We start from the raw sequence: 23,661 nt of genomic DNA on the forward strand, positions 1-23,661 counted from the left end.
AAGCGTACGGACGCGCGTCGCTGTTTACTCCGGGAGCGACGCGTGGGAGATACCCACTGCTCGGTCACGCCGTCGATGAGCTGCTTGGAGAGACCCGACGTGACAGCCAGTGATATCGTCACATAGTTCCAGTGCGAATAGTTCACATGGACCTCGAGATTGATGAGGAACGCTTGGGGGCCGTCCTCGAAGTGCTTCCGACCGACGACAACGGTGGCGTCGGCCGACACGTCCACTACACACGCCAGAAGTACGAGACCATCTACGAAATTACACCCGAGACGATTGAGGACGACCTCGACCGTGTGTTTGCGATTACGGTCCGGCAACGAGCAGGATCCATTGGCACGACTCGATTGACTGCCGCCCAGAAGTAGTTCGATACTGACGCGTTCCGTGCAGCAGACACACACGACGAGGCATACGAGTTACTCACCTCGATCGACGACGTTGGTCGGAAGATTGCGAACGAGTATCTCCGAAAGGTCGTTCACGCGTTCGAATTCCGAGACTCGTGGGTGGCAGACCTGCGTGTCCCGCTTGACATACACGTCACGAGCGCACTCGTCGAAACGAAGTGTATCCACGAGAGCGATGGCAGTCGAACAGACCGAACGGCGGTCAGCAAAGTTTTCAACCCCACTTCGGGGAGCAATCCATCAACACGAATCGCCGTTGACGACATGCAAGCGGCGTTCAAACGGGTCGCCGAAACACAGGGAACTGACCGAATCGCCTTCGACGAACTCTGGTCGGAACACAAGTTCTACCTCTCGATTCCGGCGTTTCGAGAGGAGATCTGTGTGAGTGAGTTCCTCGACTCACAGTGACGCTGGGCCACGACGACTTTACTTCTGCATCACCTCTGAGAGAGGCGATGAGTCTGCTCACTGCAGTTGTCGTGTTCTTCGTCGGATTCGTCTCGGGGGTGGTGGTTCGAACGGTTGCCGGACTCGCGGCTATCGTCGCGCTTCTGTTAGTCATCTTCGGCGTGGCTGCGCCAGAAATCGGCCTCATCAATTATATCGCGACACAATACTACCAGGGGAACGAACTCCTCTTCCTCGCTGGGGTCCTGTTTGGGATCGACGCTAACCAGACTCGGCGAGTCGTCGTCGACCGCAAAACGAGTTCGAAGTGACGCGAGAGGATTTCGGCCCTACTTGTTCACGTCACTGACTGCCAACCGGTCGCACACCTGTGCCGTCCGCGCCAGCAGTCGCTTGTACGCCGTCGTATCCCGGCCCGGTGGGGACCGCGGCACGCCATCGAGTTCGTCGACGACGACAGCCGTCTGCAACAACAACTGGACGGCCTGCGTTGGGCCAACGCCCTCGTCTGCGTAGAGCCGAAGCCACGCGTATAGTTCGAATGTCATCCGTTGTTCGGTCGCGCTATCGACAGTCGTCTCCGTCTCGCAGTATACACACATCGTAAATCAACACAGGCCAGAACACGCGCCTGCATCCCTGCAAGTGCGCGATAAAACACCGCGGTGCGCCCCACGAGTCGACCACAGACGCGACGGCCACCGGCTAGTCACCGGGTGGGACTAAACGGGGCCGTGGCGAGAACGAAGACGGCCGACTGTAGCACCACAGACGCGAGCAACGCGAGCGTCAAGGCGCGCACGGAGGCCCTCGAGTCGTCGCCGCGGGGGCGTTCGAAGTCACACACGAACACAGCGGACAGCCTCGCGACCCGTTTCTCCACCCATCACAACCGCAACCACCCGAACAACGACCACCCTCCACGATTCTCGTCTGCTGCTAACGCACGCGTCCGTGCTTCGGCCGCCTCGCGAGCTGCACACTCACGAGGGGGGATACTCAGGTTCGATTCTACACCCGTGATAGCGAGGAGAAACCGGGATGCACGCGCTACACCCGCAGTTTCCAGGGATGTACATGGACGGCCTGCTCCCGTAAGGGTGTATTCGGTTGTAACCAGCGTAGGGGTGTAGCGAACCGACATCGAATCACTCAATTCACCCACACCGACAACCCGTTTTGCTCGGATACCTCATCTTCGACCACTCTTGGGACGTGTTTGGATTGGATACCAGTTCCGTTCGCTGGCGCTCACACTCGTCTGGGTGCCACTGTTCACGATTGGAGAGTTCCTTGATCTCGGATACAATCCATCGTACGAGGGGTGTATCGCCTGTTTTCGAGAGTAGTGATTCGGACCTGTTGCGTCGCGTTCACCCCGACTGACTCGTCGCGACATCCCCTTGTGTATCACCTCGCGACAAGTCCGTTCTCCCCGTGTTCGCTCGCCAGCACACTTCTCTCACGCGTTGGTCGACTCGAACTAGTGGCCGGCGACTGCCGACTTTGTGTAGGGTATTGCGATGGCTGGGTTTGTTGGGTCGATACCTTGGCGGGAGGAGATATTGTTGCGGGCGTGTGCAAGGGGTGTACTCCAGCCGAAAGAGAGGTTGCCTCAACGTCCACGTCTTCGGCGGCTTCGCCCAACTCTTGACGCGTTTGACCCATAGGACGTTCGTCACCAACGCCAGCGTGACCGAGACGACCGAGGACGCGGTCGAACTTGCGACCGCGGGCGTCGCGGGTCGGTACGACTGGGCAGAGAGAGACGCCGCAGTCGCCGACTTTCGCTCGCGGCTCGACCCCGCGCTGGCGAACGTCGAACGCGCGCGGCCCGGCGGCGTCGCGCTGACGACGAACGACTCGGCGGCCGGGACCTGGGCGTTCAGGAACTGCCCCAACGGTCCGTACCGGGAGTTCGGGACCTGCGTCGCCGACGGCGGCGTCGTCGTGCAAGAGCGCGCGGGCGAGACGGCCGTCGTCGCCGTCCTCGTGGACGTCCGAATCGCCACGCCGCGGTCGCGGACGGACCTGACGGTCGCCGTGCGTCCGAACTGAGGGCCGACGGGGCGGGCGTCGCGCGGCCGGAGAAACGGCCGGTCCGTCGGGGACTCTCGTTAACGACAACGATCAGACTAGACCCACGAATTACCTTCGAAAGATACGTTCCAGCGACTCGTACAGCGGAGAGAGACTGTAGGAGCGAACCACCCCATAGGATGCCTAAATCAGCGGTTCGTGTAGATATTAGCAGTGGTGAGTCATCACCAAACTACGAGAACACGTGCGACCGAGTAATACGCGAAGTTAGCCATTTCGACCGTGTGTAGTGGGAATATTCCGTTTTCGAACCGTTAATCGGGCCAATTCCACGATACAGAAATGTCCATGTCACAGTATATCTGCGATTATTATATATCGGGTTCTCGGGGCAACGTCTAAGGGGTGAACAGTGGGAGAGCTGTCTTCCCACGTTCTCAGACGTTGTCCTCCGCGTCTGCCAAGAGCCTGTATTTGATATAGTTATCCAGCTCTGACTGGATGGGGCGAGAGATACCTGTCGTCACCCGTTCAAACGTCCGCCCGCTCACGAGCGTTACCAGAAAGTTCGTGACTAGCTCCGGATCCATCTCCCTGAAATCGCCAGATTCGATACCGTCCTGCAGTATCTCCCGTATCGTTTCGCGGAAAACGTCTTGAGACTGATTGAAGCACTCTTGGAACGCTTCGTCTTGTGCGGCCCGCATTCGCAACTCCGTCAGTACCGTTTCGTAATCTCGGATTTGTTGCTCGTCGGGCTCGGGGATAACTTGGTCAAAGAGGCTCCGAAGTCTGGTTTCCGGGTCTCCATCGTCAGAGACGGGCATTCCGACCTCTCTAAATCGAGACAGTAAGTAGTTGAGGAGGTCCAAAAGAACGTCGTCTTTTCCATCGTAATGGTAGAAGACCAACCCCTCAGACTTGGAAAAGTGCTGACTGATTCGGTCGATCGTCAGATTGGCGTATCCGTGCTCGGCAAGGGCGTCAAACGTCGCTTTCAATATCTCCGTCTTGGTATCATCAGGCTCGTCGACAAAAAGAGGGGCCCGTTTGTCCATGCTGTCGAGTTGCCCCTGCACCTAATTAGCGGTTACCCTCTTCGAATGATGGTCGCTGGAGACTATCTATCTGCCATCTACACGCGGTGGTCTCCGCGTCAGAGTCGCGCACGCTGTTGACCTGAACCGACACATTAATCTCCCCGCCACGGATTTGACTGAGTACTCAATAAGGATCAGAATGATACAGGATACACTTCGTAGCTCGCGGCCGCTGGCCATCGCGCTCACCGCCGTTCTCGTCGTGGGGTTCATCGCTGGTGCGGTCCCCGCTGTTGCGACCGCTCAGACATCACAGTCCGGAGACATCGTTGGGAACCCGGATATCACGTTTGCAACGTCGTCCGGGACGCTTTCAGCTGGCACGACTGACGAGCTCACAATCTCGGTTGTCAATCGCGGACTGATTATCGAACACGGCCCGTCGCAGTACGAAGAGGAGGTGATGACTGCGAGGGGATTGACGTTCGAAGTAGACGACGAAGACGCACCAATCGACGTCCAAACCGGACAGGTTTCTATCGGGAACTTCCCGACTGGAAGCACGGAGAAGACAGTCTCGGTCACGGTTCCGGAAGACGCCGAGCCGGGTACCTATCAGATTCCCGTCACCTACGAGTACTCGTACACCCGCCAACTTCGGTACGGTCCCAGCGGAACCACCGAAGGAACCGATTCCACGCGAACGCAGACCGGCTCGATAACGATTCAGATCAAGGACGACGCTCGGTTCGAGGTCATCGAGACAAACGCGACGGCCCAAGTCGGCGACGATAACGATATCTCGGTCACGCTTAGGAACACCGGCTCGGAAGTTGCGAAAGCCGCGAGTGTGAACGCAGAGTCAAAGAGTAGCTCCCTGACGTTCGAGTCCGGCGACGCGTCCTCGACGGCGTCCGTCGGCGACTGGGAGCCGGGCGAAAACCGGACGATCACGTACAGTGCCGCACTAGAGTCCAACTCGGCGGTGCGCGCATACGCGGTTGATCTGGTGGTCAATTACGACGACACCGACGGCATTAGTCGTACGTCCGGCCCGATCACGACCACTGTCGAGTCGCTCCCCGCACAGTCGTTCGCCTTCTCGGACGTGTCCTCGTCGCTCCGAGTGGGCGAAGATGGGGAAATCGTCGGCACAGTCGAGAACACCGGCCCCAACACGGTACGAAGCGTGACGATTCGCCCGGTGGACAATCCGGCATCCGTCGTCCCGAGCGAGGATTCCACCGCCGTCGGGTCGCTCGCTCCGGGCGAGTCCAAGTCCTTCCGGCTCCCGATGGAAGTTACGAGTGAGGCAGAGGTCGGCGACAAATTACTCAATGTCGAGGTTTGGTACCGTGACGGCGACGGAAATCGGCGGACCTACGACAAACTCGACCTCCTGGCGACTATCGGTCCGGACCGAGACGAATTCGGACTCGCGGTTTCCGACCGGACGATCACCGTGGGTAAATCGCGGGTCGTCACCGTCGAAGTGACGAACAACCTCAACGAGACGGTCACCGACGTCGAAGCGCGGCTGTTCGCCGACGACCCCCTCAGCGCCGGGGCCTCGGACACGAGCTATATCGAGTCCTTAGAGCCCGGTGAGTCCACGACGCTGGCGTTCGAAGTGACGGCGGCGGCGTCCGCGACGGCGGGAAGCACGTATCCGATTTCGTTCGACTTCCGGTATACGGACAGCGACGGCAGAACCCATCTCACGGACACGTTCAGAAAGCCGCTGGACGCTGTCAAACCGCAGAACAGCGGCGTGTCGCCCATCACGCTCATCTTAGGATTGGGGGTGGTTGTCGCAGGCGGTGTCGCAGTCGTCTACTGGAGGCGGAAGTAATGCCACTGGCTGAGAGGATTGAAACGGCGACAGAACGCCTCAACACGACAATCGTGGACCGCCCACGCGCAGTTGTCGTCGTCTTTTTGTTGCTCACGGGCGTGTTCATCGGCGGGTTAGGGTCTGTACAGATGAGCGCGGGCGGGCTTGACGCGTTCACGGATGACTTACCCGAACAGGCGACCCTCGAAGAGGTCGAACAGAACTTCGAGGAGCCGTTCCAGACAGATGCCCAGACGACGACGCAACTCATTCGGACGAACAGCAACGTCCTGACTAAGGAGGCACTCGTCCGTGACGCTCGCCTGCTCGAACGCGTTGCCGAACGCGACGAGTTCCGGATGGACTCGGCTCGTGGCCCGGCTCCGATCATTGCACAGCATCTCAACCCGTCAGCGACGACGCCGGCAGAGCATCGGCGAACGCTCGAACGTGCGACTCCATCCGAAATCAGACAGGCCGTTCGAGAACTCCGAGATGGGTCCCGACTTACCGGAGTAGTGTCAAACGATTTCAATCCGACCAGCGTCTCCGCGTCTGCATCGATTACGACGATTTCGCACGACTTCCCCGGGAGCTTCGGTGATGACGACCTGACTGCCGTCCAGACGGGCCTTCAAGCGGTCGCTGACGATACGCCGGGCGACGTTCGTGCGTTCGGGTCAGGGACGACCGAAACAGAGATCTCGCAGTCCGTGCAGGACTCGCTCCTGATTGTGATGCCCGTCGTGATCCTCCTGTTACTATTCTTCTTGGTGGTCGCATACCGTGACCCCATCGACGTCCTGTTGGGACTGGTCGCGCTCGTGATGACGATCATCTGGACGTTCGGGTTCCTCGGGTATTCGGGGATTCCGTTCAGCCAGCAGATGATTTCGGTCCCGGTGTTACTGCTTGCGGTCGGCGTCGACTTCGGGATCCACATCATCAACCGCTACCGAGAAGAGACGGAACGCGGGTTCGAAGCGGTCGAAGCGATGCGAGAAGCGAACGCCCAGCTCCTGATCGCGTTCGTCATCGTCACCGTGACTGCGGTGTTCGGATTCGGTGCAAACGTCATCTCCGACCTGACGCCGATTCGGAATTTGGGCATCGCGTCAGCGGTCGGTATCCTGTTCACGTTCTTCATCTTCGGGCTGTTTCTACCCGCAGCCAAGTTGGTGTGCGATAACGTGCGCACGCGTCTCGGCGTCCCGGAGTTCAACTCGTCTCCGATAGCGTCCGAGGACTCAGCCCTCGGACGGGTGTTAGCGTTCCCCGCACGAGTGAGCCAGCACGCACCGACGGTAATCGTCTTGGGACTAGTCCTGTCAAGTGTCGCCATGGGCGCGTACGGGGCCGGCGTCGGCACCTCGTTCGAAAACGAGGACTTCCTCCCGCCCGAGGAGCTCCCAGCCTACGTCACGGGCTTACCTGAACCGTTCGCGCCAGGCGAGTATACGATCACGTCAACGATCAACTTGCTCGATGAGAAGTTCGGGAGCAGTCAGGGGAGTACCGTGAAAATATACGCCGAGGGAAACTTCAAGGAAGATCACGCGCTCGAAACCCTCGTGGCTCCGAACGACAACCCCCCGGAGTCGTTCGCAGTTGGACCCGGTGGGCAAGCACAGGCACGGAGCATCGTGACCGTCATTCAATCCCACGCGGATCAAGACGAAGAGTTCGCCGCCTTAGTCGCTCGGAACGACCAGAACGATAACGGGATACCCGACCAGAACCTCGAACGAATTTACGACGAACTGTTCGCATCCTCGGCGAGCGGGCGGGCCGAACAGTACCTCACTGAAGACTACCGGTCCGCGCTGGTCGAATATCAGACCGACTCCGATGCCTCACAGACAGAGGTGACAACCGGTGGGGACGAGTTGGCAGACACGTTCCAGTTTAAAGCGACGTCCACGGGAGATATCGTCGTCCGCGCGGCGGTGATGGACCGTATCTTCCAGTCGGCGATTCAGGGACTCGTCCTCGCAGTCGTGCTGACCGCCGCATTCCTCGTGGCGATATACGGAATCCTGGAACGCAAACCGATGCTCGGCGTGGTTAACGTCTTCCCGATACTGATCGCCATCGCGTTCCTGCTCGGGATGATGCGGTATCTGGACATCACGCTGAACGCATTGACCGCGACGATTCTCTCCATCTCGGTCGGGGTCGGTATCGCCTATTCGGTACACACGACTCACCGCTTCATCGACGAGTACGACGCGACGACGGGTGCGCACGAAGCGATGATGATCACGCTGACCGGAACGGGAGGCGCGTTGTTCGGCAGTATGCTGACGACCGCGCTGGGGACCGGCGCGCTCGCGCTCGCCATCACCCCGATTCTCGGCAACTTCGGCGTCCTGATCGGCCTGAGCGTCACTTATTCGTTCCTGGCGGCGGTGATCGCACTCCCGCCCGCGATGTTGCTCTGGGAACGGACACAGCAATGGGATCTCGATCTATTGGCGCGTCTCCGTCCAGCGATGTAAGGCGGACGAACGACGATCACAATTTCGCGCCGCTGGTGGCGTGGTCGAGCGTCGGCGCGCTCGTCGGAATCCTACTGTGATTATTGAGAAACCTAACGCGTTTCCCCCGCTGGCACTGTCTAGTTAGTGACCTCCTCGACCGGTGTTCTTCCGTCGAGCGATTGATGCGTTCGTTGGGGCAAGTAGTATTGTATAAATAAGACAAGATAATCGCAGACGACCGCGTGACTGACCACCGAGGGATCACAGAAGTGTTCGACTCGGATTTCACGGGTTTGAAACCACGTTCCGGCGAGGTTTCGCTCAACGTAGTCAAGCCGACCGCTCAATCCTAATCGAGAGATTGCAGTCGGATAATCGGAGCCGTCAACGGGGATTACAGCGCCTGAGACCCCGTGTTTCTCAGAGAGCCGATGGAGAAACGCTGCAGCCGGATCAGCACTATTTCGTCCGAACGATTCGACGTCAAGAATCGGTTTTGTCTCTATGTTTATTGTAGTAGATATACAAGACTAACCGCCATCGATTTTGGCAGCGGTCTCGTCGACCGCAATCCGTTTCGGTTTCGTCTCAGGCGGGTTGTGACGACTAACAGCCAGCCGACATGTGAACGTCCAGACGCCTTGGTGAGAGCGTTGAACGCCAAGCAGCCGGAGAATCTCTGTTGTTATTTAAGTAAAGTTAGTCGTCCGGAGTTGGGCGTCGAACGCCCTAACGGCGTCCTCAGAACGCTCCGCGTTCTGACGGGCGCACGAGAGCTTTGCGAGTCTGGGACGTCGCCGTCCACTCACGCGCTCAAATTTCTTCATAACCCGCCGCAAAGCGCTCGCTGAGCCGGTCTGCGGACTTCATCCCGAATTAGCTCAACGACCTGCTCGTTCCTCAAACTGACTTAACTAGACAGTGCCGGCTCTCGGATCGCCGCTAGCTGTGCGTCTCCGCGGCGGCCCGTCGGGTGCGTCGCCGACCGACTCGAAACGGCTCAGTACGACAGCGTCCACTGACGGTCGATGAGCCAGTCGTCCAACTTCCCGAGCGGGTCCTCCTCGACGTGCGTGCCGTGGCTCACGAGGACCGTCTCGATGTCGTACTCGAACAGTTTGACGAGGTTCCGCTCGGCTTCCTCGTGGCTCAGGTCGTTGAACTGCGCCGCCGGCGGGACGAGGAACCCCGGCGGGAGGCCGCGGCGGTCCGACCCCTCGACCACGTCGCCGGCGATGAACACGCCGTCGTCCTCCAAGAGCAGGCCGCTGTTTGCGACCGTGTGGCCCGGGACCTGCACGATTCGAATCCCGCCGTCGAGCACGTCGTCGTGGCGGAAGTGGCGGTCGGCCTCGACGGCGAGCGCGTCGTAGAACCCCTTCGCGCCGCCGGGAACGAGCAGTTCGGGGTCGAACGCGTCCAACACGGCGGGGGTCCCGCCGAAGTGTCCCTCGTCGCCGTGGGTGATGACGAGTCGGTCGACGCCGCCGAACTCCGACTCCAGAATCTCGACTAACTCCTCGCCGTCGTCAGGGAACGCCGCGTCGACCAGCGTGGTCGCGCCGGTCGGTCGGTCCTCTATGACGAACACGCGGACGTGGTCGAACTGTATCGTGTACACTCCGTCTGCGACTGCGGTCACTGTCATGTGCAGTCGACGCTACGACGAGCCGCGATAAAAAGGGGGACGCGCGTTCTCACGCGCGTGTAACGGGTATCCGGCCGTCGGCAACCGACCGTCGGCAACCGACCGCCGGCACCGAGCGGCGGGTGGCCGAGAGTCGCCACCCCGAACGACGCTACTCCGCGTCGGCGAGGGTCGACACGACGGGACACGACGCGTTCAGGAGAATCGACTGGGCGACGCTCCCGAACAGCATCTTCCCGGTGCGCGAGCGGCGTCGCGGGCTCACCACGATGTAGCTCGCGTCCTGCGCTTCGGCGTACTCGATGACTTCGTCGGCCGGGTTACCGACGAGCCCCACCGTCTCGTACGGGACGTCCAGCCCCGACACGGAGTCTGCGGCCATCTCGGCGGCCGCCGACCGAATCTGTTCCATGTCCTTCGGCGCTTCGGCCTGCGCGCTCGTCAGCCCGAGGTCGACGAACTCCGAGCGGGTCAGCGCGTGGACGACGTGGACCGATTCGTCGAACGCCGCCGCCAGCGATGCGGCTTCCGCGACAACGTGTGATGACCGACCTGAACGGTCGACCGCTGCAACAACGACCATACCTGCGTGTACCACGGTGGGATATAATATCGTTTCGCCGAATCCCACTCGAAGCGACCACCGACCGGCGCGTCGACGCGACTCGCGGTCTCGATTCGCGGTTTCGACAGCCGACGCGACTCGTGAATTCGACCGTCGAACCGGGCGTGCTTTCAACGATGTCGTAATCAACTCGAAATCGGACGAAATCCGTGACACAGGTACGTCTGTAATTCCGAGGTGAATAGACAGAAAATTACCCCTGTCTTTCAACATCATCGAAATAATGGCGGTCAGTTCAATCGGTTCGCCCGCGACATCGACGCGGTCGCGTGGGGGTGTGGGAAACAGGAGAACACAGAAGCAACTGGGGAGGGCGGGTGAGAAACGAAGAGGACAGCAGGTAAACGGAGAGAACAAGGTTCAGCCAGCCGTCGTGACCAGTCTCGGTGTCGGCTCCGGGCGCGTCTCGCCGGCTGTCGAAGCGCCGCACGCGTCGAGAACGCCGAGCGGTGCGCTGTTCGAGTGAAGGCTACGGGGCGAACCAGACGGAGAACCGAACGCGGTGTGAGAAAGGCGACGAGGTCTGCGGCGCCGTTACGCGCGAAGCGAGCGCACGGTGGGGAGCGCAATCGCGCCCAGACCGAGCAGGATGATGACGAGGGCGATGGGGCTCGTGAGGAAGATGGTCGGCGAGCCGCCCGAGAGGACGAGCGACCGACGGAGGTTCTCCTCCGCGATGGGCGCGAGGATGAGCCCGAGCACCATCGGGGCCAGCGGATAGCCCCGGAGCCGCATCGCGTACCCCAGCACGCCCGCACCGAGCATGATCCACGCGTCGAACACGTTGCCGCGGAGGGCGATGGCCCCGATGACACACAGCACGAGGATGGCAGGCCAGATATGGGACTTCGGGATATTGATGAGGCGCGCCCAGTAGTTCGCGCCGAGCATGCCGAAGATGAGGATGAACACGTAGATGAGGAGGAACCCGACGAAGATAGTGTACAGCAAGACCGGCTCTTCCTGATACAGGCCCGGGCCGGGGTTCACGTCGTGGACCAACAGCGCGCCGATGAGGATGGCGGAGACGGAGTCGCCGGGGATTCCGAGCGTCAGCGTCGGAATCAGCGCGCCGCCGGTGCTCGCGTTGTTCCCGGACTCGGCGGCCGCGACGCCGCGGATGTTCCCCTCGCCGAACGACGGGACGCTGTCTTTGAGCCAGCGGGTGGCCTCGTTGTACGTGATGAACGCCGCGATGTCGCCGCCGGCGCCGGGAATCGCGCCGATGAACGACCCGAGGATGCCCGACCCGACGCTGACCGGCGCGATGGACCGCAGGTCCGAAAGCGAGGGGAACACGCCGGTTATCTCCTGGTCGACGCGGTCGTTCCCGCTGTTGATGCCCTGCGAGTACTTGCGGAGCCCCTCGGCGATGCCGAACAGGCCGATCATGACCGCGATGAACTCGACGCCGGTGAGCAGTTCGGGAATGTCGAACGTAAAGCGGTGGAAGCCGGTCACGGGGTCGATACCGACCGTCGCGACGAGCATCCCGAACAGACCCGAGACCATCCCCTTGGTGAGCGAGTCGCCGCTCACGCTGGCGATGATGGTCAGTCCGAAGAAGGCGAGCGCGAAGAACTCCGGGGACCGGAACCGGAGGGCGATGTCGGCGATGACCGGCGAGAAGAACATCAGCGCGATGACGCTGATGACGCCGCCGACGAACGACGCGATGGTGCTCACGCGAATCGCGCGGCCGGCCTCGCCCTTCTGGGAGAGCGGGTGGCCGTCGAAGATGGTCGCCGCCGCCGACGGGGTGCCCGGCGTGCGGATGAGAATCGCCGGAATCGACCCCGCGTAGACCGCACCGCCGTAGATACCCAACAGGAGAATCATCCCCTGACTCGGCTCCATCGTGAAGGTGAACGACAGCAGGACCGCGATGGTCATCGTCGCCGTCATCCCCGGAATCGAACCCATGAGGATACCGAGTAATATCCCGCTGACCATGAGCAGGAGGACGAACGGGTCGGCGAGGTTGACGAGCGCCTGAGTGATATATTCGACGACCATCAGAAGGTCACCACCAGCGGAAGTTGCGGCAGTAGCCGCGACACCGGGATGACGCCTTCAGGCAGGCGCACGAGGAAAATCCGGGCGAAGATGTAGAACAGCGCGATGGGGAACCCAATCGACAGCGCCACACCCAGCAGTTTCGACCGGATGTCCGAGTAGTAGAGGACGACCGGCATGAACAGCATAGTCGACACGAGGAACCCCAAAACCGGCATCAACAGGACGTACCCGACGAGGAACGCCGCGACGGCGGCCGCCGGTCTGAAGTCGAACTCCGAGATTTCGAGTTCCGTCTCGGAACCGGTCAGCACGTCGATACCCGCGAAGAAGATGATGCCGACCGACACCGCTATCGGGAAGAACGACGGCCCGACGCCGTCACCCGACGGGAACTGGCTCGCGAAGAAGATGACGACGGCCGAAAACAGGATGAAGAAGACTGACAGCGGACTTGAACGAACACTCTCCAAGCCGATTCTATCAAGGACGGCCCCGACTTTCTGAATGACCATTATTTGTTCTGCCTCGTGGTATGATACCAAGCAATCGTATGTAATAAACATATTGGTCTTTCCGCGGCCGCTCGGGGCTGAAAGTCACGATTTCGACACGAAGACTACGTGCGGTCGGGACTATCGGCCAGTCGCGGTCGGAACTCGCTATCGAGAGTGGACGTTCGCACACACCGAGGCGGGTCTCGGCGGGCGAGCGATACAGTAGTGAATCTGATAGCTCTGCCGTCGAGGGCGCCGCGTTTCGCGTCTATCGATAGAATTAACCAGCGTTACGAACTACCCTTCCACCGGAATGAGTGTTAGCAACGTCACCGAGGGTATCGACCAGATTCAGTTCGAACACGTCCGGGTACTCGTGTTGAAGGACACGCCGGCGGGGAAGACGACGCTCGTCGACACCGGCTTCGACGAGGACGGCGACGAGTTAGTCGAGATTCTGGAGCGGGAGTACGGCGGCGTCGACCGCGTCGTCATCACCCACGGCGACCACGGCCACCACGGCGGCCTCCCGTCGGTGATGGAGGCGTTCGACCCCGAACTCGTCGCGTCGGCCAACGAGTCGAAGCTCCACGAGGCCATCGACTACGAGCCGGACGTGGCGTTCACCGACGGCGACGTGCTCGACGGGAATATCCGCGTCATCGAGGTGCCGGGCCACACGAAGGCGACGTCGGCGCTCCTGCTCGAAGACCGCGGCATCCTCATCTCCGGGGACACCCTCGACGGGGCCGACCGCGCGGGCCTCCCCGCGGGGTATCTCCTCCCGCCGCCGGCGCTATTCAACGACGACCACGAGGCCGCCGAAATCAACCTCTACGACCTCCTGCAGTACGACTTCGAGACGCTTCTCGTCTTCCACGGCTCGCACGTCTTCGAGGACCCCAAGGGCAAACTCGACGACTTCCTCGTCGAGCGCGAGTGGGACCCCCGGCCGGAGTGACCACGCCCCGTCGAACCGAGCGACGCCGGCGGCGTCACCCACCTCGATAGCCCACCAACGGCATGCTTTTCCGACGACCGACCGCGGAGCGGCCGCGCTGAATCCGGACCGGCGGAGAGTCAGGCGAGCGGTGGAGGAACTGCGGCCGCGATGCTCCGGCTGTGAAACGAGCCGTGGCTGAGAGTCGAACTGTCGCAGAAAGTCGAACCGTCGCTGAGGGCGACTGCGAGCGAGACGAAAGCGGTCGCGTCAGTCCCGAAGGACCGAAACGTCGAACACCGGCTTGCAGGTCTCGCCGGAGAGGAACGCCTCGAAGGCGTCTTCGGACTCGGTGAGCCGGAACCGGTCGTCGAGGAACGTGGCGTGGTCCACGTCGCCCGAGCCGATGAGTCGGAACGCCCGCTCGAAGTCCTCGAAGGTCGCGCCGTAGGTACACTGGAGATCGACCTCCGCGCGGACGAGCGGCGTGTACTCCATCGTGGTCTCGCCGGTCTGACCGACAAGGACGATCTGGCCGCCCTTGCGGACCTGCTCGACCGCCATCGGCAGTCCCGACGGGTGGCCGGTCGTGTCGAACACCACGTCGAAGCCGACGCCGCCGGTCAGGTCGCGCTGGGTGGCGGTCAGGTCGTCTTCTTCGATGTTGACCGCGGGGTAGCCGAGCTCCTCCGCGAGCGGCAGTCGGTAGTTCGTGTCCCGACCGACGCCCGCGACGACGACTTCAGCGCCCTGCGAGGCGGCCACCTGCGCGCAGAGCAACCCGATGGGTCCCGGCCCGGCGACGAGCACTCGGTCGCCGGCCTTGACACGGGAGTTCTGAATGACCGCGCGCGTACAGATTGCCGTCGGCTCGACGAGCGCCGCGTGTTTCGGTTCGACGTTCGACGGGACCGACTGGAGCGCCGACTCGGGGACGGCGATGTAGCCGGCGTACGCCCCGTCGAGGTCGATGCCGGTCAGGGTCGCGTCCTGACAGATGCTCTCCTCGCCGATCTGGCACTGGAAACACTCGCCACAGCCGCGAATCGGGCGCTCGACCACGCGCTCACCGACGGAAAACCGGGTGGCTTCGTCGCCGCGCTCGACCACGCGGCCGGTGTACTCGTGGCCGATGATAGTCGGCATATCCATCCGCTCGAAGGCGGACTTGAACTTGTAGATTCCCGCGTCGCTCCCGCAGAGTCCGGCGTAGTCGACTTCGATGAGGACCTCGTTCGACGCCGGCTCGGGCGTCTCGACGTCGAGGAGTTCCATAGCTCCGGGCTCTCGGCTCGTTTTGGCTAACCCGCGCATACATCTCCTTGAAAACCGCCGGGGTATAAATCTACGCTCTTGGGGGAGAAGCTTGCGGGGTCGGTCGACACAACCCGAGATATCCAATAATGTCGCTCGCGCGCGAGTCCCTGCGAAGCTCCCAGCTCGGCCGCCGCTCGCGGAGACGCCGACCGTCCGAACTGCACCGCGGTATCGACCGCCGCGCCATATTCGGAGGGACCACAATGCTTATTGTATGGATTGTTCAAACATTCGGGTACAATGGGAGACGACACCATTAGCAATCGGAGTGGACCCAGCGCGCTGAACAGACGGAACTTCATCAAGGCCGCCGGCGTCGGCGGAGTGGCGCTTTCTGCCGGCTGTCTCGGCAGTCTCTCCGGCGAGCAGGAGTGGCCCTCTCGGCCGGTCGAAGTCATCTCCCCGTGGTCGGCCGGGGGCGGAGCCGACCGGACCAGTCGCGCGGTCGCCGACGCGGCCGAGAACCACACCGATGTCTCGTGGAACGTCAGCAACCAGACCGGCGGCTCCGGCTCGGTCGGGATGAACGCGGCGGCCAACGCCGAGCCCGACGGCCACACCATCGGCTGTACGGCCCCCGAAATCGCGCTGTTCGAGCACCTCGGAATCGCCGACCTCAGCCCCGACGACATCACGCCCATCATGCAGTACACCGAGTTCCCCGCGGCGCTCGTCGTCAGCGAGGACGCCGAGTTCTCCACGCTCGACGAGTGGATTACCTACGGGCAGGACAACACCCTGCAGATGGCGAACTCCGGCTTCGGCTCGTCGTGGCACATGGCCGCGGCGGGTATCGCCAGCGAGGCCGGCGTCAACGTCGAACACATCTCCTACGAGGGTGCCGCCCCGGCCATGACGGCCGTCGTGAACGGCGAGGTCGACTGTACCGCGGTCGGCGCGGCCGAGGTCGCCCCGCAGGTCCAAGACGGCGGGCTGTCCGCCCTCGGCGTGGCGTTCGACCAGCAGGTCGAGGCGCTCCCGAACACGCCGACGCTCGCGGACCAGGGCCTCGACATCTCCATCGGCTCGTGGCTCGCGCACTTCGCGCCCGCCGGCATCGACGACGAGCTGAAACAGCAACTCGCCGACGTGTACAGCGCCGTCTACGAGGACGACTCGTTCGTGGAGTTCATGGAGAACAACAACTTCATCCGCGTCGAACGCGGCCCCGACGAGCTCCAGGACTTCCTCGACCAGCAGTACGAGTTCTACGGCAACCTCGTCGACGAACTCGGCATCGAAGAGCAGTAACGCCGCAGTCGAATTCCGAGCCCCGCGACCGACCGACTCACCACGCGACACGTACCTGCGCCCTTCTCCCTTTCGTCGGCTCTCACGTCGCCGCGAGCGACGGCACTCCCGACCGGGGCGTGCCCGCGACGCTGGCGCGGAGTGCAAGCGTTCGACCGACCGATAGTTTAACGTGAATCGTCCGCGTCGGGTCGGGTATGCACACGATAGAGCCCGACGTAGAGCGACCGGACCGCGAACTCGTCGAGGCGTTCGAGGAGATCCCGAGCACCATCGTCTCCGACGTGACCGGCAACATCGGACTGACCATGGACGCCGGCCTTCGCCCCGCCTACGACGGCGTCGAGATGGCCGGGACCGCGGTCACGGTGAAGGCCGCCCCCGGCGACAACCTCATCATCCACAAGGCGATTACGCTGACCGAGCCCGGCGACGTGCTCATCATCGACTGCGACGGCTACACCGACACCGGCCACGTCGGCGAACTGATGTGCACCTCGTGTCAGGCCAACGGCCTCGCCGGACTGGTCATCGACGGCGCGTACCGCGACAGCCGGGAAATCGCCGAGATGGAGTTCCCGGTGTACGGCCGCGGCGTCAACCCGCAGGGACCGCTCAAGCAGGACCCCGGCTCCATCAACGTCACCGTCTCCGTCGGCGGCGTCAGCGTCGACCCCGGCGACATCGTCATCGGCGACGACGACGGGCTGGCGGTCATCCCCCGCGAGGGAGCCGAGGAAGTCCTCGAACGCGCCCACGAGAAGCTCAGCGCCGAGGACTCCGTCCGCGAGGAAGTCCTCGAGGGCGAGTACCTCTACGAACTCAACGGCTACGACGAGCTGTTCGAGAACCTGACCATCGTCGGTCCCGAAGACTCGATTCAGTAGCGGCACCGAAACGCGACGCGGCAGGCGGCGACCGCGACTGCCCCGAGAAGGCCGCGCCTCGACTGTCATGCCATCCGCGCGACCCGCGGTTTTTCCCGAGCACTCGACCGATAGCGAGCGGCGCGTCGGTCCCGCGACGCCGGCGGTCGTGACGATTCTCCCCGAACTCCAACATCGTTGAAACGAACCGGTGCTATTAGGGACGCGGTGGCCCATCGTCGAGTCATGACGAACTCCACCGGGTCGGGCTCGCGGCGGATACAGAGCGTCGGACAGGCGTTCGACATCATCAGATATCTTCGCGAGGCCGACGGCGCGACGCTGTCGGAGACCGCCGAGGACATCGAGATGCCGGTCAGCACGGCGCACATCCATCTGGCGACGCTCGTGGACACCGACTACGTCGTCAAGGTCGGAAACGAGTACCGCTGTAGCCTCCGGTTTCTGGAGATGGGCGGGTCGATGCGCGACGGGATGGCGCTGTACCGGGTCGCCAAGCCGGAGCTCGACGAACTGAAAGAACAGACCGGCGAGCACACCAACGTGACGGTCGAGCAAAACGGGTTCGCCGTCCAGCTCTACAAGGCCCAGAGCCCGGAGTCAATCGACGACGACGCGCCGCTCGGCGACCACCTCTACCTGCACTCGACGGCGACGGGGAAGGCGATGCTCGCGGAGCGCTCGCGGGACGAGGTCGACCGCATCGTCGACCGCCGCGGCCTCCCCGCCCTGACCGACGACACCATCACCGACCGCGAGGCGCTCCACGAGGAACTCGAAGCGATTCGCGACCGAGGCTACTCCATCAATCGCGGGGAACACTACCCCGGTGTCTGCGCCGTCGGGACCGCCATCGTCTCCGAACCGGACGACGCCGTCGGTGCGATAAGCATCAGCGGCCCGATGAGCCGCATCGAGGACGGCCGCATCGAAGAGGAACTCGGGCCGGCGCTCCTGAACAAGAAGAACATCATCGAGCTGAAAATCAAGCAGTACTGAGTGGGCGGTCTCAGCGCTGTCGGGTGCGGTCGCCGCGCTCGGCGGCGGTCGCTCGTCGTCTCACTCCGGCGGGCTGTCCCACTCGGAGCCGTCGTCGGCCGGTTCGTAATCGAGGACCGCCTTCGCGTGGTCGGTGTCGAACCAGCGGGCCTTGTTGCCGCTCACGGCGTAGAACGTGTCGTAGGTGACCGACTCGTCTTCGAGACAGCATTCGAGCAGGTGCGCGAAGTCCCGCTGGGAGGTCCACGTCGCCTTGAGCCGCTTGACCATCTCCTCGTACTCGGGACTCCCGCGCTCCCACGACCCCGTCTGCGACTGGTCCCACACCTCTCCCTCCTCGACTTTGTGCTCGTCGCCGCGGTCGACGCCGCGCTCCGCGTCGCCGTAGGGGTGGTCGTACCGCTCGGTCCGGACGCTGGAGATGCGAATCGAGTAGACCTGGTTCGGCGCGCCGTCGCGGCGGGCGTGCGTCCGACAGATGTGCTCGCCGAACACCTTCGAGGCACCGTAGTAGCCGTCGGGCTTCGGGAGCGTCTCGTGGGTGAGTCGAAGCGGGTCGTACTCGCTGGGATAGTCCTCCTCGTAGAGGTCGGGCGCGAGGTCCTCCTCGTACAGCCCCATCACGCGCTGGGAGGAGGCGTAGATGAGCTTCTCGACGCCGGCGTCCTCCATCGCCTTGAGGACGTTGTACGTCCCCATGATGTTCGGCTCGATGATGTCCTCGAAGGCCGCGCCCGCGTCGGACTGCGCGGCGAGGTGGATGACGGCGTCCTGCCCGTCGAACGCCGGGCGGATGGCCTCGTAATCCGCGATGTCGGCGACGAACGTCTCGTACTCCGGATGCTCGGTCCGGTCGAGATACGTGAACTCGTACTCGTCGCGCTCCGCGAGGTGGTTGAGAATCGCTTCGCCCGCCTCACCGAACGGACCCGTGACTAGCACTTGCTGCGTAACCATCGTTACTGAGGGATACGGAACTCCCCAATTTAAATCTTGGTGGCGGCGGTAAGTTCGTCTCAGTCGAAACAGCGCCGTCACTGACCCTCGATTTTCGACATCGTTGAAATAGATTCGGCCTGTAAGACCATGTTAATTACAGAAGTAGCATTGTAATGTCTATCGGTAAAACCGCGTCGTTGACCGAGATTCCGTGTTCTCGCACGGTTCCAATATTGTCGAAACGGCGGCGTGCGTGACTGTGTGTCGGGTTTCGAGGGGCTGACAGGTAACGCCGAAGCGCGCTCGGCGGGGAACTATTTTTATACGAGTGCTCGGTATCCAGTTCCATGGCTGGGGACGCATACGCGTTGGCCGGAGTGACCGAGACGCTGACCGAAGCGGCGGCCGCGGAGGGCATCGCCGACTACGTCGAGTTCCGGATGGACGGGGCGACCCACCCGCTCGACGCGCTCGACGAGTACGACGGGACGCTCCCGCTCATCGTCTCGAACCGGCCGGAGTGGGCCGGCGGCACCGCCGGCGAGTCCGACCGACTGGAGACCCTCGCGGCCGCCGCCGCGTTCGACGCCGTCGAGACGGTCGACGTGGAACTGCGGACGATTCGCGAGTGCGAGTGGCTTCGGGACGAACTGCGCGAGCACGACGTCGAACTCATCGTCTCCCACTACGACCGACAGAGTACCCCTCAGAAATCAGAACTGTTACAGATAATATCAGAATGCAGTGAGTACGGCGACGTGGCGAAGCTCGTCGTCTCCGCCGAGGAGAAGTCGGACTCGCTCGCGCTGTTACAGTCGTTCAACGCCGCCTCCGAGCGGGGCGTGCGAGTCACCGGCTACGCGTTGGGGGAAATCGGCCGCCACACCCGCGTTATCGGCGTGTTCTACGGTGCGTCGATTGCCTATGCGCCCATCGTTAGCGACGAGCACTCTCCGAACGACATCGACCTCGGAAAGCTGTCGAACCTCCTCGAATGGGTCTCTTCGGCGCGGTGAATTCCGGGGAACACGCGTCGTGCTTCGACGTGGTCGCTCGCGCCGAAGCGGCCGATGCGTCCGCGGAACCGTCCCGGTTGTCGGCGCGGCGGCGCGTCTCGATTCAGCGGTGTCGCGGCTGGGTCTACGACTGTACTATCAGATATGTTTGAGTAATTCTGAGTTGTTAGGTTCTGTTCAGGTCGGGTGCTGGTCGGCCGAGCATCGGTCGGACGGGGGACCGAACAACTGCTCCGCGCGTCCACTCGCGAGCCCCACCCGTTCCAACGGATACCGACTGCGGGTTCGTTCGCACCGCCGGGGGAACAGATAGCCGACCCTGTAGGTCGAACGTCGACGATTTCTCGGAGGCATTCAAGTCACCGCCTCGTAAACTTCGGCTCAGGCTCGACATCGTCGATGAACGTTCCGGAGAATCCGCCGAAAACGGCGTCTCTCACCGCCTACGAGGAGGTGAGAACTCTTGCGCCGACAGCTAACATTTATAGGCGACGGGGTGATAGGCGTTCACATGAAACTCGACGAGTCTGCACTGGCGGCGACAACAAACGACCTCACACGAGAGGTAGACGCACGAGGGGTGGCAGACCTCATCGAATTCCGGATGGACAAAGCGGACGACCCGCTCGAACAACTCGCCGCGTACGACGGCGAACTCCCGATAATCGCGACCAATCGCGCTCGCTGGTTCGGAGGGAAGGCGAGCGACACCGGACGACTGGACGACCTGTTTTCCGCATCTCGGTACGACGCCGTGGAGTTCGTCGACATCGAGCTCGAGACCGTTCGCGCCAAGGAGTGGCTGGCCCACGAGTTCCGCGAGAACGACGTCCAGCTCATCATCTCGCATCACGACTTCGAGGAGACGCCCGACCGAGACGTGCTCGACGCGATTATCGAGCAGTGCGCGGAGTTCGGCGACATCGCGAAGGTGGCGGTGTTCCCCCAGAACCAGCGTGACACGCTCACGCTCTTGGAGGCCGTCAACGACGCGACCAACCGCGGCATCGACGTCGCCGGCATCTCCATGGGCGAAATCGGGAGCCACACGCGCGTCATCGGCCACCTCTACGGGTCGAAACTCGGATACGCGCCGCTCCTCGCGGACGACAACGACTACGCGCCGGGGCAGATTCCGCTCGAAAAGCTCGCCTCGCTCATCGAACTCACCAAAAACGAGCACGTCGACGGGCAGGTCATCGACACCATTCGGAGCGAGGTGTCGGTGCCGAAGGAACTGACGCTCTCGGACTGACGACGCGACCCGCCGGTCGCCCGCCGTCAGCAGACTCGTTTCATCTCTTTTCGCCGCGGACTCGGCCGCCGACGTCAGTCGGCAAGTCGCTTGACGTCCGTCAGCACCGCGCTCGCCGTCTCGGGACCGCCGGCCCCTTGGCCGGTGATGCCGAGTCGACCGCAGTAGTCGGCTTCGATTTGGACGGCGTTTTCCGTTCCCGACGGGGCGACCGCCCCGTTTTCGGGCACCAATCGCGGGCCGACGCGAACCGCGCCGTCCGCGACTTCGACGATGAGTCGAATCGTCTGGCCGTCCTCGGCGGCGAGGTCGAGCATACTGCCCGAAAGCTCCTGAATCCCCTCGACGTCGGCGTCGTCGAGCGTGTACTCCGTCTCGCCGTCCGAGAGGACGTTGGCGACGATGACGCCCTTGAGCGCCGTGTCCGTGCCGTCCACGTCGAAGGTCGGGTCGGCCTCGGCGACGCCGAGGTCTTGGGCTTCCGCGAGCACGTGCTCGTAGTCGAGACCCTCGGCGGCCATCCGCGAGAGGACGAAGTTCGCCGTCCCGTTCAGCACGCCGTAGACAGCCGACACCCGCGACGAGCCCACGTCCTCGATGGTCGAGAGGATGGGAAGCGCGCCGCCGACGGTCGCGCCGAAGCGGACGGTCCCCTCGCTTTCGGCTTCGAGCGCGCGCAGGTCGGCGTACCGTTCCGCGACCGGGCCCTTGTTCGCGAGCACGACGTGGCGGTCGTCGGCCAGCGCGCGCTCGACGTGCGAGAAGCCGGGTTCGGCGTCGCCGAGCGTCGTCGGCGTCGCTTCCACCAACACGTCGTAGTCGGCGTCGAACACCGACTCGGGGTCCGCGTCGCCGACCACGCCTTCTTCTCGCTTCTTCGACAGCACCGCGTCGGCGTCGATGCCGTCGGCGTCGACGACGGCGCTTTCCGAGTCCGCGAACGCGGTCACGACGTGGCCGTGTTCGGCGGCCAGTTCGACGACGGCGCTTCCGACCGCGCCGGCACCGAGGACGCAGAGTCTCACGCGCGACCCCCCACCGTCAGCGGCTCGACGAGCTGGAGGTCCTTCTCGTCGGCGATGTCGCGCATCGCCGAGAGGACGTCTTCGGTGGACCCCGATTCGGCGGCCAGTTGCAGGCGGGCGCTGGAGACGTCGATAGAGCCCGCGGGCGCGGACAGCGAGATGTCGGTGACCGTCGCGTTCCGCGTCGCCTCGATCTGCGTCAGCGTGTCGGAGAGGTCCGTCTCGATGAGGTGACCCGAGAGGATGATGGTCAGACGCTCGCTGTAGCGCTCGGTCCCGGCCTGAATGACGTTGATGCCGGCCTCGCTCAGCCCCTCGACGATGTTGTCGAAGCGGTCGGGCGTCGCCTCGATGTCGACTTCCACCGGGATGTAGCCGCGCGGGGTGACGTTGCCGCGCTCGTGGAAAATCGAGAGGAGGTTCCCCCCGTGTTCGGCGATGGGTTGCAACGAGCGCAGGAGTTCGCCGGGCTCGTCGACGAGTTCGAGTCGGAGCGTGTACGCCTGAACGTCGTTGCGGACCTCACTCATCCGCACAACACCGTACTACCGTGTCGTTCATTGTCGGAAATCGAGCGAGCACACCCATATACGTATTGCGTTCGAACGGGTCGGCCGCCGACCGCGACCGTCGGCCCGTCTGCTGTGAGAGAGTCATCACTGAGGGTTCGCCGTACGTGCGTCGGCCGGAAATGTACTCAGGTTCGCTACAAAGATTACCGCACCCGGATACCGTGCGCGAATCGAGTTGTGCTCGCTTTACACACAAGCACTATCGAGGGCAACACTCCCGACTCGGGTGTGTGTGCGAACATCGTGCAAATACCGCCGTATTAATCCAGAATTGGTTTATTTACGTCTGTTTGGGGGATTTTCTATCGTATTATTCATTTTCCACTCGCTGAGCGTTCGTCGGTCGTGTTCGTGAGCGCCGTGAGTCATGCATTAATAAAACACAGACGCTTCCGCGACACTCTATTTACAACGAATAATAGTTAACATCTCGCACGGCGTATACGCTGG

General features: G+C 62.6%; 22 protein-coding genes and 1 pseudogene. 12 read left to right on the forward strand and 11 right to left on the reverse strand.

The features are described 5' to 3' along the window. The first annotated feature begins 146 nt into the window (after nucleotides 1-146). From C441_RS20275 to C441_RS08860, 3 genes are all read left to right on the forward strand, one after another. Entirely contained in the window at nucleotides 147-377 is a 231-nt protein-coding gene (locus C441_RS20275; RefSeq protein WP_007274797.1) for a hypothetical protein, read from the forward strand. Between the two features lie 141 nt (nucleotides 378-518). Then, nucleotides 519-830, forward strand: a complete 312-nt coding sequence (locus C441_RS20280; RefSeq protein WP_239640823.1) for a hypothetical protein — start codon at nucleotides 519-521, stop codon at nucleotides 828-830. Between the two features lie 47 nt (nucleotides 831-877). Further along, nucleotides 878-1,141 carry a hypothetical protein gene (locus C441_RS08860; protein ID WP_049920516.1) on the forward strand — a complete coding sequence of 88 codons (264 nt, stop codon included), beginning with the start codon at nucleotides 878-880 and terminating at the stop codon, nucleotides 1,139-1,141. Between the two features lie 18 nt (nucleotides 1,142-1,159). Here C441_RS08860 and C441_RS08865 read toward each other — a convergent pair whose 3' ends face one another. Continuing rightward, complete coding sequence (locus tag C441_RS08865; protein ID WP_007274799.1) at nucleotides 1,160-1,378, reverse strand: hypothetical protein; 219 nt, start codon at nucleotides 1,376-1,378, stop codon at nucleotides 1,160-1,162. Between the two features lie 1,102 nt (nucleotides 1,379-2,480). On the opposite strand from C441_RS08865, the gene C441_RS08870 reads away from it, so the two are divergent. Next, on the forward strand, nucleotides 2,481-2,888 hold the full coding sequence (locus C441_RS08870) for a DUF7261 family protein (protein WP_239640827.1): 408 nt from the start codon (nucleotides 2,481-2,483) through the stop codon (nucleotides 2,886-2,888). Nucleotides 2,889-3,307: 419 nt separating this feature from the next. Here C441_RS08870 and C441_RS08875 read toward each other — a convergent pair whose 3' ends face one another. Next, nucleotides 3,308-3,949 carry a TetR/AcrR family transcriptional regulator gene (locus C441_RS08875; protein WP_007274801.1) on the reverse strand — a complete coding sequence of 214 codons (642 nt, stop codon included), beginning with the start codon at nucleotides 3,947-3,949 and terminating at the stop codon, nucleotides 3,308-3,310. Nucleotides 3,950-4,373: 424 nt separating this feature from the next. Between C441_RS08875 and C441_RS08880 the strand changes: the two genes are divergently transcribed. Next, nucleotides 4,374-5,762, forward strand: a complete 1,389-nt coding sequence (locus C441_RS08880; protein WP_049920535.1) for a CARDB domain-containing protein — start codon at nucleotides 4,374-4,376, stop codon at nucleotides 5,760-5,762. Then, nucleotides 5,762-8,242: an efflux RND transporter permease subunit gene (locus C441_RS08885; RefSeq protein WP_007274803.1), complete on the forward strand. Its 2,481-nt coding sequence runs from the start codon at nucleotides 5,762-5,764 to the stop codon at nucleotides 8,240-8,242. The genes C441_RS08880 and C441_RS08885 overlap by 1 nt, the downstream gene beginning before the upstream one ends. Before the next feature lie 119 nt (nucleotides 8,243-8,361). On the opposite strand, the pseudogene C441_RS19005 reads toward C441_RS08885, so the two are convergent. The 5 genes and pseudogenes from C441_RS19005 to C441_RS08905 form a co-directional block, all read right to left on the reverse strand. Beyond that, nucleotides 8,362-9,051: pseudogene (locus C441_RS19005) on the reverse strand (IS6 family transposase). A 173-nt stretch (nucleotides 9,052-9,224) separates the two neighbouring features. Beyond that, nucleotides 9,225-9,872, reverse strand: coding sequence for an MBL fold metallo-hydrolase (locus C441_RS08890; protein WP_007274804.1), 648 nt, complete (start codon nucleotides 9,870-9,872; stop codon nucleotides 9,225-9,227). Nucleotides 9,873-10,023: 151 nt separating this feature from the next. Further along, complete coding sequence (locus tag C441_RS08895; protein ID WP_007274805.1) at nucleotides 10,024-10,455, reverse strand: universal stress protein; 432 nt, start codon at nucleotides 10,453-10,455, stop codon at nucleotides 10,024-10,026. A 576-nt stretch (nucleotides 10,456-11,031) separates the two neighbouring features. Continuing rightward, on the reverse strand, nucleotides 11,032-12,513 hold the full coding sequence (locus C441_RS08900; protein ID WP_004970327.1) for a tripartite tricarboxylate transporter permease: 1,482 nt from the start codon (nucleotides 12,511-12,513) through the stop codon (nucleotides 11,032-11,034). Continuing rightward, on the reverse strand, nucleotides 12,513-13,028 hold the full coding sequence (locus C441_RS08905; RefSeq protein WP_007274806.1) for a tripartite tricarboxylate transporter TctB family protein: 516 nt from the start codon (nucleotides 13,026-13,028) through the stop codon (nucleotides 12,513-12,515). Before C441_RS08905 ends, C441_RS08900 begins: the two co-directional genes overlap by 1 nt. Nucleotides 13,029-13,323: 295 nt before the next feature. Between C441_RS08905 and C441_RS08910 the strand changes: the two genes are divergently transcribed. After that, nucleotides 13,324-13,971: an MBL fold metallo-hydrolase gene (locus tag C441_RS08910; RefSeq protein ID WP_007274807.1), complete on the forward strand. Its 648-nt coding sequence runs from the start codon at nucleotides 13,324-13,326 to the stop codon at nucleotides 13,969-13,971. 249 nt (nucleotides 13,972-14,220) lie between these two features. Here the strand turns inward: C441_RS08910 and C441_RS08915 are convergent, their stop codons facing one another. Continuing rightward, nucleotides 14,221-15,264 (reverse strand): zinc-dependent alcohol dehydrogenase, encoded by a 1,044-nt coding sequence (locus C441_RS08915; protein ID WP_007274808.1) that lies wholly within the window; start codon nucleotides 15,262-15,264, stop codon nucleotides 14,221-14,223. A 243-nt stretch (nucleotides 15,265-15,507) separates the two neighbouring features. Between C441_RS08915 and C441_RS08920 the strand changes: the two genes are divergently transcribed. The 3 genes from C441_RS08920 (at nucleotide 15,508) to C441_RS08930 (ending at nucleotide 18,404) form a co-directional block, all read left to right on the forward strand. Beyond that, a complete protein-coding gene (locus C441_RS08920) occupies nucleotides 15,508-16,518 on the forward strand; it encodes a Bug family tripartite tricarboxylate transporter substrate binding protein (protein ID WP_049920519.1) in 1,011 nt (336 codons plus the stop codon). Nucleotides 16,519-16,715: 197 nt separating this feature from the next. After that, the gene (locus tag C441_RS08925) at nucleotides 16,716-17,405 is read left to right on the forward strand and encodes a 4-carboxy-4-hydroxy-2-oxoadipate aldolase/oxaloacetate decarboxylase (protein ID WP_004065137.1); all 690 of its coding nucleotides are present in this window, start codon (nucleotides 16,716-16,718) and stop codon (nucleotides 17,403-17,405) included. Nucleotides 17,406-17,630: 225 nt separating this feature from the next. Then, nucleotides 17,631-18,404 (forward strand): IclR family transcriptional regulator, encoded by a 774-nt coding sequence (locus tag C441_RS08930; RefSeq protein WP_007274810.1) that lies wholly within the window; start codon nucleotides 17,631-17,633, stop codon nucleotides 18,402-18,404. A gap of 60 nt (nucleotides 18,405-18,464) precedes the next feature. Here the strand turns inward: C441_RS08930 and C441_RS08935 are convergent, their stop codons facing one another. Beyond that, complete coding sequence (locus C441_RS08935; RefSeq protein WP_049920520.1) at nucleotides 18,465-19,361, reverse strand: NAD-dependent epimerase/dehydratase family protein; 897 nt, start codon at nucleotides 19,359-19,361, stop codon at nucleotides 18,465-18,467. Nucleotides 19,362-19,690: 329 nt separating this feature from the next. On the opposite strand from C441_RS08935, the gene C441_RS08940 reads away from it, so the two are divergent. After that, nucleotides 19,691-20,359, forward strand: coding sequence for a type I 3-dehydroquinate dehydratase (locus C441_RS08940; protein WP_049920521.1), 669 nt, complete (start codon nucleotides 19,691-19,693; stop codon nucleotides 20,357-20,359). A gap of 580 nt (nucleotides 20,360-20,939) precedes the next feature. Beyond that, nucleotides 20,940-21,614 carry a type I 3-dehydroquinate dehydratase gene (locus C441_RS08945; RefSeq protein ID WP_007274813.1) on the forward strand — a complete coding sequence of 225 codons (675 nt, stop codon included), beginning with the start codon at nucleotides 20,940-20,942 and terminating at the stop codon, nucleotides 21,612-21,614. Nucleotides 21,615-21,688: 74 nt separating this feature from the next. On the opposite strand, the gene C441_RS08950 is transcribed toward C441_RS08945, so the two are convergent. Together C441_RS08950 and C441_RS08955 are read right to left on the reverse strand one after the other, a co-directional pair. Continuing rightward, the gene (locus C441_RS08950; RefSeq protein WP_007274814.1) at nucleotides 21,689-22,639 is read right to left on the reverse strand and encodes a homoserine dehydrogenase; all 951 of its coding nucleotides are present in this window, start codon (nucleotides 22,637-22,639) and stop codon (nucleotides 21,689-21,691) included. Beyond that, a complete protein-coding gene (locus C441_RS08955) occupies nucleotides 22,636-23,169 on the reverse strand; it encodes a hypothetical protein (RefSeq protein ID WP_004970351.1) in 534 nt (177 codons plus the stop codon). Before C441_RS08955 ends, C441_RS08950 begins: the two co-directional genes overlap by 4 nt. Nucleotides 23,170-23,661: the final 492 nt, after the last annotated feature.

It is taken from the genome of Haloferax sulfurifontis ATCC BAA-897 (assembly GCF_000337835.1).
Taxonomy (GTDB): Archaea; Halobacteriota; Halobacteria; order Halobacteriales; family Haloferacaceae; genus Haloferax; species Haloferax denitrificans.